The sequence below is a fragment of the Cognatiluteimonas weifangensis genome (assembly GCF_003416885.1).
Classification (GTDB): Bacteria; Pseudomonadota; Gammaproteobacteria; order Xanthomonadales; family Xanthomonadaceae; genus Cognatiluteimonas; species Cognatiluteimonas weifangensis.
Map to the genome: position 1 here is coordinate 1 of NZ_QVPD01000004.1, position 14166 is coordinate 14166.

At 70.8% G+C, this 14166-nt stretch carries 12 protein-coding genes; 8 read left to right on the plus strand and 4 right to left on the minus strand.

Features of this window, described 5'->3' with window-relative positions:
* Positions 1 to 342 precede the first annotated feature (342 nt).
* The 5 genes from D0Y53_RS04725 to ligD all read left to right on the plus strand — a co-directional run bounded on the left by D0Y53_RS04725 (position 343) and on the right by ligD (position 6344).
* Positions 343 to 1164 (plus strand): DUF3298 and DUF4163 domain-containing protein, encoded by an 822-nt coding sequence (locus tag D0Y53_RS04725; RefSeq protein ID WP_233511657.1) that lies wholly within the window; start codon positions 343 to 345, stop codon positions 1162 to 1164.
* Between the two features lie 33 nt (positions 1165 to 1197).
* Positions 1198 to 2346 (plus strand): cyclopropane fatty acyl phospholipid synthase, encoded by a 1149-nt coding sequence (gene cfa / locus D0Y53_RS04730; RefSeq protein ID WP_117202077.1) that lies wholly within the window; start codon positions 1198 to 1200, stop codon positions 2344 to 2346.
* A 98-nt stretch (positions 2347 to 2444) separates the two neighbouring features.
* On the plus strand, positions 2445 to 2711 hold the full coding sequence (locus tag D0Y53_RS04735; protein WP_117202078.1) for a hypothetical protein: 267 nt from the start codon (positions 2445 to 2447) through the stop codon (positions 2709 to 2711).
* 98 nt (positions 2712 to 2809) lie between these two features.
* Complete coding sequence (gene ku, locus D0Y53_RS04740; protein WP_117202079.1) at positions 2810 to 3742, plus strand: non-homologous end joining protein Ku; 933 nt, start codon at positions 2810 to 2812, stop codon at positions 3740 to 3742.
* Positions 3743 to 3752: 10 nt separating this feature from the next.
* The gene (gene ligD / locus D0Y53_RS04745; RefSeq protein WP_117202080.1) at positions 3753 to 6344 is read left to right on the plus strand and encodes a DNA ligase D; all 2592 of its coding nucleotides are present in this window, start codon (positions 3753 to 3755) and stop codon (positions 6342 to 6344) included.
* 115 nt (positions 6345 to 6459) lie between these two features.
* On the opposite strand, the gene D0Y53_RS04750 is transcribed toward ligD, so the two are convergent.
* The gene (locus D0Y53_RS04750; RefSeq protein WP_117202081.1) at positions 6460 to 8625 is read right to left on the minus strand and encodes a M3 family metallopeptidase; all 2166 of its coding nucleotides are present in this window, start codon (positions 8623 to 8625) and stop codon (positions 6460 to 6462) included.
* A 148-nt stretch (positions 8626 to 8773) separates the two neighbouring features.
* Here D0Y53_RS04750 and D0Y53_RS04755 point away from each other — a divergent pair, with 148 nt between their 5' ends.
* Both D0Y53_RS04755 and D0Y53_RS04760 read left to right on the plus strand, forming a co-directional pair.
* Positions 8774 to 9202: a CBS domain-containing protein gene (locus tag D0Y53_RS04755; protein ID WP_117202082.1), complete on the plus strand. Its 429-nt coding sequence runs from the start codon at positions 8774 to 8776 to the stop codon at positions 9200 to 9202.
* Between the two features lie 110 nt (positions 9203 to 9312).
* Entirely contained in the window at positions 9313 to 9795 is a 483-nt protein-coding gene (locus D0Y53_RS04760) for a glutathione peroxidase (protein ID WP_117202083.1), read from the plus strand.
* 913 nt (positions 9796 to 10708) lie between these two features.
* Here the strand turns inward: D0Y53_RS04760 and D0Y53_RS04765 are convergent.
* Positions 10709 to 11518 (minus strand): ferredoxin--NADP reductase, encoded by an 810-nt coding sequence (locus D0Y53_RS04765; RefSeq protein ID WP_117202084.1) that lies wholly within the window; start codon positions 11516 to 11518, stop codon positions 10709 to 10711.
* Between the two features lie 90 nt (positions 11519 to 11608).
* Here D0Y53_RS04765 and D0Y53_RS04770 point away from each other — a divergent pair, with 90 nt between their 5' ends.
* Positions 11609 to 12850 (plus strand): MgtC/SapB family protein, encoded by a 1242-nt coding sequence (locus tag D0Y53_RS04770; RefSeq protein ID WP_117202085.1) that lies wholly within the window; start codon positions 11609 to 11611, stop codon positions 12848 to 12850.
* A 76-nt stretch (positions 12851 to 12926) separates the two neighbouring features.
* Here D0Y53_RS04770 and D0Y53_RS04775 read toward each other — a convergent pair whose 3' ends face one another.
* The gene (locus D0Y53_RS04775) at positions 12927 to 13349 is read right to left on the minus strand and encodes a universal stress protein (RefSeq protein ID WP_117202086.1); all 423 of its coding nucleotides are present in this window, start codon (positions 13347 to 13349) and stop codon (positions 12927 to 12929) included.
* A 32-nt stretch (positions 13350 to 13381) separates the two neighbouring features.
* On the minus strand, positions 13382 to 14152 hold the full coding sequence (locus D0Y53_RS04780; protein ID WP_117202087.1) for an SDR family NAD(P)-dependent oxidoreductase: 771 nt from the start codon (positions 14150 to 14152) through the stop codon (positions 13382 to 13384).
* Positions 14153 to 14166: the final 14 nt, after the last annotated feature.

Sequence of the window (14166 nt, forward strand, 5' to 3'; positions counted from 1 at the left end):
GGGGTGCGGAGAGTGGACCATGGAGGGTCCACGCCCCGACTTAAAGACAGGAGGTCGTCAGGAGGGCGCAGCACCCCCAGCCCGCCGGGCGGCGACTCCGTCCGAAGCCGATCTCCCGAGTGCAGGCCATGACTTGAGGTCAGGCCAGGCGTGGCCTGCAACCCGATTTGAAGAAAGCACGCCATCAGGATGGCGTAGCACCCCCAGCCCGGCAGCAACGCCTGACCCTGGAGCCGGAGGAAGGGGACTTTGCTACCGGGACGCTCGCGCGCGGATGTGCATTGAGACATCACGCCGCGCTCGCTATCGTGACTGCGGTCCATGCCGGGAAAGGAGCCCGCCGTGTCCCGAGTTGCCTGCCTGCTGCTTCCCGTCGTGTTGCTGCTGGCCCTGGCTGCGTGCCGTCGCGAACCGGCGGCGCCCCCTTCCGCGCCGGACCGGGCGGCGGCCACGGCCGCGGCCCCTGCCGCCGCAGCACCGCCCCTGCAGGATGTGGTCGAACGCGATCCGCGCTACCTGATCGGCATCAGCTACCCGCCGGTGGCCAACCGCTACCCGGGCCTGGCGGCTGCGCTCGAGGCCTATGCCGATGCCGCCCGCGAGGAACTGATGCAGGCGGTCGCGGGCCTGGGCGAGGGCCGGCCGAGCGCACCCTACGACCTGTCGCTGGCCTTCAGCGAGTTGGCCGTCACCCCGCAGTTGGTCGCGATCGCCGCCGACGGCAGCAGCTACACCGGCGGCGCCCACGGCAATCCGCTGCTGGCGCGCTTCGTGTGGCTGGCGCAGCAGGACCGGCAGCTGACTGCGGCCGAACTGATTCCCGACCCGCGGGCCTGGCGCCAGATCGCCGGCTACGTCCGCGAGCAATTGCTGACGGCCCTGTCGCAGCGCGTGGACGCCGACGCGCCGCCGCCGGCCGAGCGCGCCGAGATCGTCGGCAACGCCTCGCGCATGATCGACGAGGGCACCGCGCCGGAGCCGGAGAACTTCGCCCAGTTCGAGCCGGTACTCGATGGCGACGGCAGGATCCGCGCGCTGCGGTTCGTGTTCCCGCCCTACCAGGTGGGGCCGTACGCCGACGGCGTGCAGACGGTCGAGGTCCCGGCCGAAGTGCTGCTGCCGAAGATCGCGCCGCAGTACCGGGCGCTGTTCGCCGGCGGCTGAGGCGGGCGCCATCGACAGGCATGCGGAGGCAGCATGGCGATGCATCCCTTGCGACAGCGCGTCACCGGATTGCTGGAAGAGGCCGGCCTGCAGGCCGACGGCCCGGGCGAATGCGACCCGCAGATCCTCGACCCGCGTTTCTACGGCCGGGTGCTGCGGCAGGGCTCGCTCGGCCTGGGCGAGTCGTACATGGACGGCTGGTGGCGGGTCGGTTCGCTCGACGGCATGCTCCACCGGCTGCTGCGCCACGGCACCGACGGCCGCGTGCACGGCCTGCGTTCGCGCCTGGACGACCTGCGCGCCTGGCTGCTCAACCTGCAGGCCGGGCGGCGCGCGCTGGCGGTCGGCGAGCGGCACTACGACCTGGGCAACGACCTGTTCGCGGCCATGCTCGGCCGGCGCATGGTCTACAGCTGCGGCTACTGGCTCCAGGCCGCGGATTTGGACGCCGCGCAGGAAGCCAAGCTCGACCTCGTCTGCCGCAAGCTCGGCCTGCGCCCCGGCATGCGCGTGCTCGACATCGGCTGCGGCTGGGGCGAGGCGCTCCAGTACGCCGCGCAGCGCTACGGCGTGGAAGGCGTCGGCGTCACCATCTCGCGCGAGCAGGCGCAGCACGCGCACCGGCTGTGCGCCGGCCTGCCGGTGGAGATCCGCCTGCAGGACTACCACGCGCTCGCCGCCGACGGCGCGGGCGAGCGTTTCGACCGGATCTTCTCGATCGGCATGTTCGAGCACGTCGGCGCCAGGAACTACCGCGCCTATTTCGAAGTCGCGCGGCGCTGCCTGCGCCCGGACCCGGCGACCGGCGGCGGCCTGTTCCTGCTGCACTGCATCGGCAGCAACGTCTCGGTGCGGCATACCGACCCGTGGATCGCGCGCTACATCTTCCCCAACTCGATGCTGCCGTCGGCGGCGCAGATCGCCGCCGCCGCCGAGGGCCTGTTCGTGCTCGAGGACTGGCACGGCTTCGGCACCGACTACGACCGCACGCTGCAGGCCTGGCGCGCCAACATCGAGGCCGCCTGGGATACGCTGCCGCCGCGCTACGACGAACGTTTCCGGCGCATGTGGCGGTTCTACCTGGCCGCCTCGATGGCGGCCTTCCGCGCGCGCCGGATCCAGTTGTGGCAACTCGTGCTGTCGCCGCAGGGCGTGCCGGGCGGCTATCTCGCCCCGCGCTGAACCACGGTACGGCTGAATGCGCGACGGGCGTTCTTCACGCGCCTCGAATGCCGGCCCTGCACTAATGCCGACATCGCCAGCAAGCCGGAGTTGTCCCGATGTCCGTCGTCCATCTGCGCCGCGTCTCCCCACGCAACCGCGACGAAGGCCGTGCCCGCGCGCGGGTCTTCGGCGAAGCGGCGACCGATCTGTACCCGGGGCGCCCCTGGGGCGAGGTCGAGCCGCACATGGCCGGGGACTGGCGCGCGGTGCGCGGCAATTCGCCGTTGTCCTGGGCCGAGGTCCGCGGCGACGCCCACGCTGCCTGGCAGGTCGCCAGGCTGCTGCGCGAGGATCGCCTGCGCGACGACGCACCGGTGTTCTGAGCCGGCCGCGCCGCGCGGCGCGGCTGCTCTCCGGCAGCGACGAGCCACGGTGGCCGTGGAGGTGCCGCCGTCGCGCCGCAGCCGTACAGGAGGCCGTCATGGCACGCCCCGTCTGGACCGGAACGCTTTCCTTCGGCCTGCTCAACATCCCGGTCTCGCTGATGTCCGGGGAGCGCCGCACCGATATTTCCTTCCGCATGCTCGACGCGCGCGACAACGCGCCGATCCGTTACGAGCGCGTCAACGCCGAGACCGGCGAGGAAGTGCCGTGGAAGGACATCGTCAAGGCCTACGAATACGACAAGGGCAGCTACGTCGTGCTGGAGCAGGAGGACATCGCCTCCGCCGCGCCCGAGAGCCACGATGCGATCGACGTCGAGGCCTTCGTCGAGGCCGGCTCGATCGATTCGCGCTATTTCGAGAAGCCCTACGTGCTGGTGCCCGCCAAGAAGGCGGAGAAGGGCTACGTGCTGCTGCGCGAGGCGCTGGCGAAGACCGGCCGCGTCGGCATCGCCCGGGTCGTCATCCGCACGCGCGAGCACCTGTGCGCCGTGATGCCCTACGGCAACGCGCTCCTGCTGCTGATGATGCGCTACCCGCAGGAGCTCGTGGACTTCGACGAATACGCGGTCCCGGAAGGCGCGAAGGGCGATTACCGGATCACCGCGAAGGAGCTGGCGTTCTCCGAGCAGCTGATCGAGACGATGTCCGGCGAGTTCGATCCCGCGGACTACAGGGACGAATTCCGCGAGCGGCTGCACAAGGTCATCGACGAGCGCATGAAGGCGCACGGCGTGGTCCGCCGCGTGCCGGAAGAGCCGGAGGCCGAGGAGGGGACGGCGACGAACGTCGTCGACTTCATGGCGCTGCTGCAGAAGAGCATCGACCGCAACAAGCGCACGCCGGCGAAGAAGTCGACCGTGAAGAGGACGCCGGACAAGCCCGCGAAGGCGGCGAAAGCCGCCCGCAAGGCGCCGACGAAGAAGACCGTCAGGAAAGCCCCGTCGAAGGCGGCGCGCAAGCGCGCGTGAGATCGCCGCGGTGAGCCTGCGCGAATACGCCCGCAAGCGCCGCTTCGGCGATACCCCGGAACCCGGCGACGACGCGGCACCCGGCAAGCGCGGCCGCCGCCCGATCTTCGTGGTCCAGCTGCACCAGGCCCGCGCCCGCCACTACGACTTCCGGCTGGAGATGGACGGCACGCTCAAGAGCTGGGCGGTGCCGAAGGGGCCCTCGTTCCGCGTCGGCGAGCGCCGGCTCGCGGTGGAGGTCGAGGACCACCCGCTCCGCTATGCCGACTTCGAGGGCGATATCCCGAAAGGCCAGTACGGCGCCGGCCACGTGGACATCTTCGATCGCGGCGTGTGGAGCGCCGAGGGCGATCCGCTGGAGGCGCTGGCCACCGGCAAGATCGATTTCGTGCTGCACGGCGAGAGGTTGCACGGCGGCTGGAAGCTGGTGCGCACCGCGCAGGTGCGCAGCGGCAAGCCACAGTGGCTGCTGTTCAAGCGCGACGACGCCTGGGCCGGCGACCTGGAGGCCGACGATCTGCTGGACGGCCAGGGCACGGACGCGAACGGTAGCTGGGAGGGCACTGCGCGGGCGACCGGGAAACGGTCGGCCAAGGCGGCGAAGAAGGCGACGCCTGCTGGCCGCCCGCGCGCGCGCCCGCGACGCGTCGACTGGGCCGCGCGTGCCGCCGCGCTCGCGGGCGCGCGCAGGAAGCCGCGCGGCTGGAAGCCGCCGGCGCCGCAACTCGCGACGCTGCGCGCCGCGCCGCCGGCCGGCGACGACTGGCTGCACGAGCTCAAGTGGGACGGCTACCGCCTGCTGGTCGATGTCGCCGGCGGCCGGGCGAAGCTGCGTTCGCGCAACGGGCTGGACTGGACCCCGGATTACCCGGACCTCGTGAAGGCCTTCGAGGCCCTGGGCGCCGACGACGCCACCTTCGACGGCGAGCTCGTCGCGCTGACGCCGCAGGGCAACGACGATTTCGGGCTGCTGCAGAAGGCGATTTCCGGCAGCTCCAACGCGCCGCTGCGCTGCATGCTGTTCGACCTGCCGTCGCTGGGCGGCTACGACCTCGCGCACGTTGCGCTCGAGGATCGCAAGGCGCTGCTGGCGGAGCTGCTCGGGGACGCGGATCCCGTGCTCGCGCTCAGCCGGCACATCGCCGGCCATGGCGCCGAGGTGTTTGCCGCCAGCAAGCGGCAGGGCATGGAGGGCATCGTCAGCAAGCGCCACGATGCGCGCTACGTCGAGGGCCGCAGCACGACCTGGCTGAAGTCCAAGCACGCGCAGGGGGACGAATTCGTCATCGTGGGATATACCGCCCCGAAGCGCTCGCGGACCGGCTTCGGCTCGCTGCTGCTCGCTACCCATCGCGACGGCGCCCTGCAGTACGTGGGCCGCGTGGGGACCGGCTTCGACGATGCGATGCTGCGCCACCTCGCGGCGCGCATGAGGCCGCTGGCGCGGCGCGAGCCGACCGTGCCGCTGCCTGCGCACGTGCCGTTCCGCCCCCGCGACGTTACCTGGATCGCCCCGCTGCTGGTGGTCGAGCTCGAGTACCGTGGCTGGGGCAAGGAAGGCCTGCTGCGGCAGGCGAGCTTCAAGGGCCTGCGCGAGGACAAGGGCGTGGACGAGATCGGCGATGCGGACGCGCGCGGCACCACGAAGCGCGGCACCACGAAGCGTGCGCCCGCGAAGACGGCCGCGACGGGCGCAGCCAGGCAGCGCGCGCCCGCTGCGGATCCGGGCGGCGGGCTGCCGCGCGTCAGCAGTCCCGGGCGCATCGTCTACCCGCAATTGCGCATCACCAAGCAGCGGGTGTTCGACTACTACCGCCAGGTCGCACCCCTGCTGCTGCCGGAGCTGCGCAACCGGCCGTTGTCGCTGGTGCGCTGCCCCGATGGCGTCCGCGGCCCGTGCTTCTTCCAGAAACACCACGCCGCCACGCTCGGCGGCAGCGTCCGCTCGGTGCCGATCCGCGAGAAGGACGGCGGCAGCGAGGACTACGTGTACGTGGACGACGTGGCGGGTCTGCTCGAGCTGGTGCAGATGAACGTGCTCGAGTTCCATCCATGGGGCGCGCGCATCGAGGATGTCGAGCATCCCGACCGGCTGGTGTTCGACCTGGACCCGGGCGAGGGCGTGGACTGGAACGCGATCCGCGCTGCCGCGCGCGAGATCCGCGCACGCTTGCGCGAGGCCGGGCTGGAGGGCTTCCTGCGCCTGTCCGGCGGCAAGGGCCTGCACGTCGTGGTGCCGCTGGCGCCAAAAGCGGACTGGGCCACGGCCAAGGCCTTCTGCGAGGCCTTCGCCCGCGCGATGGAGGCGCAGGCGCCGCAACGCTATGTCGCCACCGCGACCAAGGCCAGGCGCAAGGGCGTGATCTTCATTGACTGGCTGCGCAACGGCCGCGGCGCGACGAGCGTGGCGAGCTGGTCGCTGCGGGCGCGGCCCGAGGCCGGCGTCGCCGTGCCGCTGGCCTGGAGCGAGCTGGGCCGCACGAAGTCGGGCAAGGACTTCCCGCTGGATCGCGCGCTGCGGCGCGCGGCCGGCCAGCGCAGCGATCCCTGGCAATCCGACGGCTGGCGCGAAGCCCTCCGCCAGACGCTCCCGGAGCTTTGAAGCTCTAGCCCGGGATTCCGCAGATTGAAAAAAGAAGGGTTCGCGGGACCTGCCGGTCGCCGCGAACCCGAAACCCGCTTGAATCCGTGAAATCCGTGACCGGCTTTTTGCTTCTTCAGTCCAGGCCGCGGCGCTCGAGGAGCGGCTTGATGTCGGGATCGCGCCCGGCAAAGTCGCGGAACAGCTGCATCGCTTCCTTGCTGCCGCCGCGCGAGAGCAGGGTGGCGCGGAAGTGGTCGCCGTTGGCGCGGGTCAGACCGCCGTGCTGCTTGAACCACTCCACGCTGTCGGCGTCCAGCACCTCGGACCAGATGTAGGCGTAGTAGCCGGCCGCGTAGCCGCCCATGATGTGGCTGAAGTAGGGCGTGCGGTAGCGCGGCGGCACCGCCGCGAAGTCGATGCCGTCCGCCGCCAGCGCCGCCGCCTCGAACGCCATCACCCTGTCGGCCGCCGGGATCTGCGCCGGAGCGGCGACCTGGTGCCAGCGCTGGTCGAGCATTGCCGCGCCCAGGTACTCGGTGGTGGCGAAGCCCTGGTTGAACTTGCTGCTCGCCAGCACCTTGTCCAGCAGCGCCTTGGGCATCGGCTCGCCGGTCTGGTAGTGCTTGGCGTAGTTCGCGAGCACGCTCGGCCAGTCCGACCACATCTCGTTGACCTGAGACGGATATTCGACGAAGTCGCGCGGCACGCTGGTGCCGCTGAAGTACGGGTACTTCACGTCCGAGAACATGCCGTGCAGCGCATGCCCGAACTCGTGGAACATGGTGGTGACCTCGTCCCAGGTCAGCAGCGTCGGTTCGCCGTCGGCCGGCTTGGGGATGTTGAGGTGGTTGGCGACCACCGGCAGGTAGCCGGTCAGCGCCGACTGGTCGACGTAGGAGTTCATCCACGCGCCGCCGCGCTTGGACGGGCGCGCGTACATGTCGGCCAGGAAGATCGCCAGCGGCTTGCCATCCGCGTCGAACACGTCGAAGACGCGCACGTCCTCGTGGTAGACCGGCAGGTCGGTACGCTCCTTGAAGCGCAGGCCGTACAACTGGCCGGCCGCGTAGAACACGCCGTCCTGCAGCACCCGGTCCAGCTCCAGGTAGGGCTTGAGCTGCGATTCGTCGAACGCGAACTTCGCCTGGCGCACCTTCTCGCTGTAGTAGGCCCAGTCCCAGGGCTGCAGCGCGAACGTCGGCTCGCCCTTGGCGGCCTGCTCCCGGTCGATCATCGCCTGCAGGTCGGCGGCTTCGCGCCTGGCGTTGGCGACCGCGGCCGGCGCCAGCCGCCCGAGCATGTCGTTGACCGCCTGCGGGGTCTTGGCGGTCGCGTCGGCGAGCACGAACGAAGCATAGTCCGGGTAGCCCAGCAGCTTCGCCCGCTGCAGCCGCAGCTGCATGATCCGCGACACCAGTGCGGTGTTGTCGAAGCCGTTGCCGCGACTGCCGCGCGCCACCGAAGCCTGGTGCAGGCGCTGGCGCAGGGCGCGGTCGTGCAGGTAGGTCTCCGGCGGCTGCCCGGTGGTGTTCTGCAGCGCGATCGCATACTTGCCGTCGAGGCCGCGCTTCTTCGCCGCCTCGGCCGCCGCGGTGATGTCCGCTTCGGGCAACCCGGCCAGCTCGGCGCGGGTGTCGACCACCACCGCCGAATCGTTCACCTCGGCCAGGACGTTCTGGCTGAACTTCGTGCCCAGGGTCGCGAGTTCGGCGTTCATCGCCTTCAACCGGGCCTTGTCGGCTTCCGACAGGTTGGCGCCGGCGCGGACGAAGTCCTCGTGGTACTTCTCCACCAGGCGCTTGTCCTGCGCGTCCAGCGCCGAGGCCTGCAGGCCGTCGTACAGGGTCTTGATCCGCGCGAACAACTTCGAGTCGAGCATGATCGCGTCGCGGTGCGCGGAGAACTTCGGCGCGTACTCGGCGCGCAGCTGCTCGCGCGCAGGGTTGGTGTCGGCCGAGACCAGGTTGAAGAACACGGCTTGCGCGCGATTCAGGATGCGCCCGGCCCGCTCCAGCGCCACCAGGGTGTTGTCGAAGGTGGGCGCCGCCGGATTGTTCGCGATGGCCTCGACTTCCTCCAGGTTCCGGGCCATGCCGAGATCGAAGGCGGGCGCGAAATCGCTGTCGGCGATCCGGTCGAACTGCGGGTAGTGCAGCGGCAGCGGGCTTTCGGCGAAGAAGGGATTGGGCTGCGCGGTGGGGGTCTGGTCGGTCACTGCGGGCGGGGTCTGGGCTTGGGCGTGGAGGGGAGCGGCGGTGGCCAGTGCGGCGGCCAGCGCCAGGACGAGCGGATGCTTCATGCGGTGCGTTCCGGTGGGCGTACAGCCGTCTAGCCTAGCGCACGCGGCTCCGGCACGGGCATGACCAAAGGCACGGTCGCCGCGGGTTCACGCCGCGAAAACCCGCGCGCGGGCACGCTGGCGCTTCCCCCGCACGCAGGAGCCCATCATGCAACCCACCCGACTGGACACCGTGATGACCGCCAATCCCGCCGCCTGCAGCCGCGACACGCCGCTGCGCGAGGTGGCGCGGATGATGCGCGAGCACGATTGCGGCCTGATCCCGGTGGTCGACGCGCAGCACAAGCCGCTGGGCGTGGTCACCGATCGCGACATCGCCACCCGGGCGGTCGCCGAGGGCAAGGATCCGGCCAGTTGCAGCGCCGGCGACTACATGAGCGCGCCGGTGAAATCGGTGCCGATGGACAGCACCCTGGCCGACTGCTGCGAGGCGATGGAGGCCGGACAGGTGCGGCGGATGCCGGTGGTCGACGCGCAGGGCCGGCTCTGCGGCATCGTCTCGCAGGCCGATGTCGCCCTGAGCGGGCACGATGCGGAGACCGTCGAGGTGGTCAAGGAAGTCTCGCGGCCGCATTGACGACCGCGGCCGCGACCACGCGGTGCGCATCGCGTGGTCGGCCGGCGCTGGTGCCGGCGCCGCCGGACGCGCATCATCCGGCGCCATCAGCATCGTCCCCGGGAGAGGCCATGACCACTGCCTACGACTTCAGCGCCACCGACATCGACGGCCGGCCGCAGGCACTGTCGCAATATCGGGGCAAGGCGTTGCTGATCGTCAACGTCGCCTCCCGCTGCGGCTTCACCCCGCAATACGCGGGGCTGGAGCGACTGTGGCGCGACTATCGCGAGCGCGGGCTGGTGGTGCTGGGCTTTCCCTGCGACCAGTTCGGCCATCAGGAGCCGGGCGATGCCGCCGCGATCAAGGAGTTCTGCTCGCTGACCTACGACGTGGATTTTCCGTTGTTCGCCAAGATCGAGGTCAACGGTGCCGGCGCGCATCCGCTGTGGCAGTGGCTCAAGGACGAGAAGGGCGGGGTGCTCGGGATCGACGCGATCAAGTGGAACTTCACCAAGTTCCTGGTCGGCCGCGACGGCCGCGTGCGCAAGCGCTACGCCCCGGCCGACAAGCCCGAGTCGCTGGTCAGGGACATCGAGGCGGCCCTGGCCTGACCCCGGCCCCGCCCCAGCCGTGATCTGGGCAGATGGTTCATCCGGACCGATGCGGAACCTCTGCGGAGGCAGCCGATAGCCCTGCGTTTGCGGCGCACGCGGCGAGCCGTCCCCGGAGATCGACGGCGGCATGCCTCCGATTCCAAGGGGAACCGCGGCGAGAAAGCCGGCAGCCCGGCCGGTGCGGCCTTCCTTTCGAGTGCGGAAGTTCTGCGGGGAGAAACCGGTGGCCCGGCCTGTGCGGGACACGCCGTGAATACGTCCCTGTAGGCTCCTCGGCGGCATCCATGCCGCCGACGGTCCCGCACAGGCCGGGCCACCGGCTTCTGCGCAGTGAGTCGGCGTGCGTGGGAACAACCAGCCGAAGCGGCGAGCCTCCAAGCTCGCGCAGTCGCCGCCCGGCGGGCTGGGGGTGCGGAGAGTGGACCATGGAGGGTCCACGACCCGACTTAAAGACAGGAGGTCGTCAGGAGGGCGCAGCACCCCCAGCCCGTCGGGCGGCGACTCCCTCCGAAGCCGATCTCCCGCGTGCAGGACAGAGATGGTCCGCGCTCCGACTTGAAAGACACGAGGTCGTCAGGAGGGTGCAGCCCCCCCCAGCCCACCCGGCGGCGACTCCTTCCGAAGCCGATCCGCCCGATCGCAGCCTCAACTCGAATGGCCTTGCGCGCCGACTTAAAGACAGGAGGCGTCAGGAGGGCGCAGCACCCCCAGCCCGCCGGGCGGCGACTCCCTCCGAAGCCGATCTCCCGATTGCAGACCATGAAGCGGGCCAGGCATGGGCTGCGCCACGACTCGAAGATCAGGAGGTCGTCAGACTCCCAGCCCGCCGGTGGCGACTCCCTCCAAAGCCGATCTCCCGAGGTCCACCAATGCCGCCTGTCCCACTGGACAGCAGTGTGGATTTGCACCGCTAGCGTTCGACGAAGGCGCGCTCGAATACGTAGTCCCCGGGCACCCCGATCCGCGGCGAGGCGACGAAGCCGCGGCCGTCCAGCAGCTCGCGGAAATCCGCCAGCATCCCCGGGCTGCCGCACAGCATCAGCCGGTCGTGCGCCGGGTCCAGCGGCGCCAGGCCGAGGTCGGCCGCCAGCTGGCCGCTGGCCAGCAGGTCGGTGAGCCGGCCGCGATGGCGCTGGCCATCGTGGACGAAATCCTCACGCGTGACCGCCGGGTAGTAGCGCAGGCGCCCGCGCACCAGCTCGCCGAGGAACTCATGCTGCGGCAGCACCTGCTGGATATCGTCGCGGTAACACAGATCGGCGGCGTAGCGCACGCCATGGCACAGGACCACGGTCTGGAAGCGCTCGTAGGTCGCCGGGTCCTTGACGATCGACAACCACGGCGCGAAGCCGGTGCCGGTGCCCAGCAGGTACAGGTTGCGGCCCGGGTGCAGGTCGTGGATCAGCAGCGTGCCGGTCGGCTTGCGCCCGACCAGGACCTGGTCGCCGGGACGGATGTGCTGCAGACGCGAGGTCAGGGGGCCGTTGGGCACCTTGATGCTGAAGAACTCCAGATGCTCCTCCCAGTTGCCGCTGGCGATCGAATAGGCGCGCAGCAGCGGCCGCAGCGAACCGTCCGGCTGCGGTACCTGCAACCCCAGCATCACGAACTGGCCGCTGTCGAAACGGAAGCCGGGGTCGCGGGTGGTGGTGAAGCTGAAGTAGTCGTCGGTCCAGTGACGGACGTCCAGCACGGTTTCGGTGCCGAAGGCGGAGGACATGCGGGGAAATGCGACAGAGGGGATGCGTATTGTAGCCAACGCCGCCGCGGCCACCTTGCCAGCGCCCGGGGCGCAGTGCACGCTGCGGCGATGTCCGGACTTCCCGTCGAATTGACCGGCCTGCTGGTCGCCGCCGGCATCGGCCTGCTGGTGGGCATCGAGCGCGAGCGCAGCAAGGGCGAGGGCAACACCAGCGTCGCGGCCGGCGTGCGCACCTTCCTGCTGCTGGCGCTGGCCGGCGCGGTGGCGCAGCTGCTCGGGCCGCTGGCGGTGGCGGTGGGCGGCGGCTTCGTCGCGCTGGCGGCCCTGTCCAGCTACCGCTACAGCCAGGCCCGGGACCCGGGCCTGACCACCGAGGTGGCGATGCTGCTGGTGTACCTGGTCGGCGTGCTGGCGCTGCAGCGCACGGCGCTGGCGGCGGCGCTGGGGGTCGCGGTGGCGGTGGTGCTGGCGAGCAAGTCGCGGCTGCATCGCTTCACCCGGCAGATCCTGACCACCCAGGAGCTGCACGACATGCTGCTGCTGGCTGCGGCCGCGGCGATCGTGCTGCCGCTGCTGCCCGACCGCACCGTCGACCCCTGGCAGGCGTTCAACCCGCACCGGCTGTGGCTGCTGGTGGTGATCGTGATGGGCATCAACGCGCTGGGTTACATCGCCCTGCGCGCGCTGGGGCCGCGCACCGGGCTGGCGCTGGCCGGGCTGGCCGGCGGTTTCGTCTCCAGCACCGCGACCATCGCCACCATGGCCGAGCGCGCGCGCAAGGCGCCGGCGCTGGCGCCGGCCTGCGCCAGCGCGGCCCTGTTCTCGAATATCGGCACGGTGATCGAGCTGTCGATCGTGATCGGGGCGCTGGCGCCGCCGCTGCTGCGCGCGCTGGCGCTGCCGCTGGCGGCGAGCGGCGCGGTCGCGGTGCTGGCGGCGCTGATCTGGAACCGGCGTGCGTCCGCCACGCGGCAGCCGATGGAAGCGATCCAGGTCGGGCGGCCGTTCGAGCCGTTGCATGCGCTGGCGTTCGTCGCCATCGTCGCCGCGGCGCTGCTGCTGTCGGCGGCGCTGCACGCCCGGCTCGGCGACGCCGGCCTGTTCTGGGCGCTGGCCAGCACCGGCCTGGCGGACGTGCACGCCGCGGCGGCCTCGGCCGCGCAGCTGGTGGCGGTGGGCCAGGTGGCGGTGGCGGGCGCGCACTGGCCCTTGCTGGCGGCCTTCGCCGTCAACTCGTCGATGAAACTGCTGGTGGCGTGGTTGCGCGGCGGCGCCGGTTTCGTCCTGCGCATCCTGCCGGGCACGGTCGGGATCGTGCTCGCGTTCGCGCTGGTGCTGGGGCTGCGCTGACGCAGCGCCGGTGGAACCGGCGCCGCGGAGTTCGGGGAGCGGGGCGAGGATCGGAACCGGACTCGGCGGATTCCGATCAGCGGACCAGGGTCAGCGGCACCTTGGATTGCGCCAGCACCTTGCTGGCGACCGAGCCCAACAGCAGGCCCTTGAGCGCGGTCTGGCCGCGCGAGCCCATGATCACGAGATCGCTGCGCTGTTTGGTCGCGGTGGCGACGATCTTTTCGGCGGGATCGCCGACCAGCGCCACGGTGTCGAAGACGAGCCTGGCGCGGTTGAGGATGCGCCTGGCGTCCTTCAGCGCGTACTGGCTGTTGCTGGCGTGGTAATCGGCCACCGCCTTGGCGCCGAGCTTGGCCGCGGCGGCCTGCAGCAGCGGCGCGTCGACATGGAGCAGGGTCAGCGCCGGCGGTTCGGCCAGCGCCTTGGCGAACTGGACCACGTGCTTGACGGCGCGCTCGCTGGCTTCGCTGCCATCGACGGCCAACAGGATCTTCATGGCATCTCCGTTTGCGGGGGAATCGGTCGGGCTCAATGTGCCGTATAACCGCCATCGATCACAAGCTCGCTGCCGGTCACGAACCTGGACTCGTCGGAGGCGAGGTAGACCACGCCCCAGGCAATGTCGTCGGGCTCGCCGAGGTGACCCAGCGGGTGCAGCGCCGCGACCTGGGCGCGCGCGGCTTCGACGTCGCCGCCGCCGGCTTCCAGGTGGTGCTGCACCATCGGCGTCCAGATGAAGCCCGGATGCACCGAATTCACCCGGATGGCGTCGGCCGCGTACAGCATCGCGTCGGTCTTGCTCATCAGCCGCACTGCGCCCTTGGCGGCATGGTAGGGCGGGGAATCGGCCGCGCCGACCAGGCCGTAGATCGAGGACAGGTTGACGATGCTGCCGCCGCCGGCGCGGCGCATGTGTGCGACCACGTGCTTGACGCCGAAGAACACGCCCTTGACGTTGATCGCCTGCACCCGGTCCCATTCGGCCTCGGTGATCTGGTCGGTGGGCTTGTTGGCGCCGGCGATGCCGGCGTTGTTGACCAGCACGTCGATGCGGCCGTAGCGCGCGGCCACCGCATCGATCGCGGCCGCGACCTGGGCCTCGTCACTGACGTCGACGTGCCAGTATCCGGCCTCGCGCCCGGCTGCGCGCAGCTGTTCGCACAACGCGTTGCCGTCGGCGTCCAGCACGTCGAACAGGGCCAGGCGTGCGCCTTCTTCGGCGAGCCGCAGCGCGCAGGCGCGGCCGATGCCGAGCGCGGCGCCGGTGACGATGCAGACCTTTCCCGGGGTGCGGTTCATGGTGTCGCTCCGTG

Bases quoted from the DNA above. Each gene is read 5' to 3' on its own strand.
- D0Y53_RS04750 (WP_117202081.1), bottom strand. From the start codon at position 8,625: ATGAAGCATCCGCTCGTCCTGGCGCTGGCCGCCGCACTGGCCACCGCC.
- D0Y53_RS04735 (WP_117202078.1), top strand. From the start codon at position 2,445: ATGTCCGTCGTCCATCTGCGCCGCGTCTCCCCACGCAACCGCGACGAA.
- ku (WP_117202079.1), top strand. From the start codon at position 2,810: ATGGCACGCCCCGTCTGGACCGGAACGCTTTCCTTCGGCCTGCTCAAC.
- D0Y53_RS04765 (WP_117202084.1), bottom strand. From the start codon at position 11,518: ATGTCCTCCGCCTTCGGCACCGAAACCGTGCTGGACGTCCGTCACTGG.
- D0Y53_RS04770 (WP_117202085.1), top strand. From the start codon at position 11,609: ATGTCCGGACTTCCCGTCGAATTGACCGGCCTGCTGGTCGCCGCCGGC.
- D0Y53_RS04780 (WP_117202087.1), bottom strand. From the start codon at position 14,152: ATGAACCGCACCCCGGGAAAGGTCTGCATCGTCACCGGCGCCGCGCTC.
- D0Y53_RS04755 (WP_117202082.1), top strand. From the start codon at position 8,774: ATGCAACCCACCCGACTGGACACCGTGATGACCGCCAATCCCGCCGCC.
- D0Y53_RS04775 (WP_117202086.1), bottom strand. From the start codon at position 13,349: ATGAAGATCCTGTTGGCCGTCGATGGCAGCGAAGCCAGCGAGCGCGCC.
- cfa (WP_117202077.1), top strand. From the start codon at position 1,198: ATGGCGATGCATCCCTTGCGACAGCGCGTCACCGGATTGCTGGAAGAG.
- D0Y53_RS04760 (WP_117202083.1), top strand. From the start codon at position 9,313: ATGACCACTGCCTACGACTTCAGCGCCACCGACATCGACGGCCGGCCG.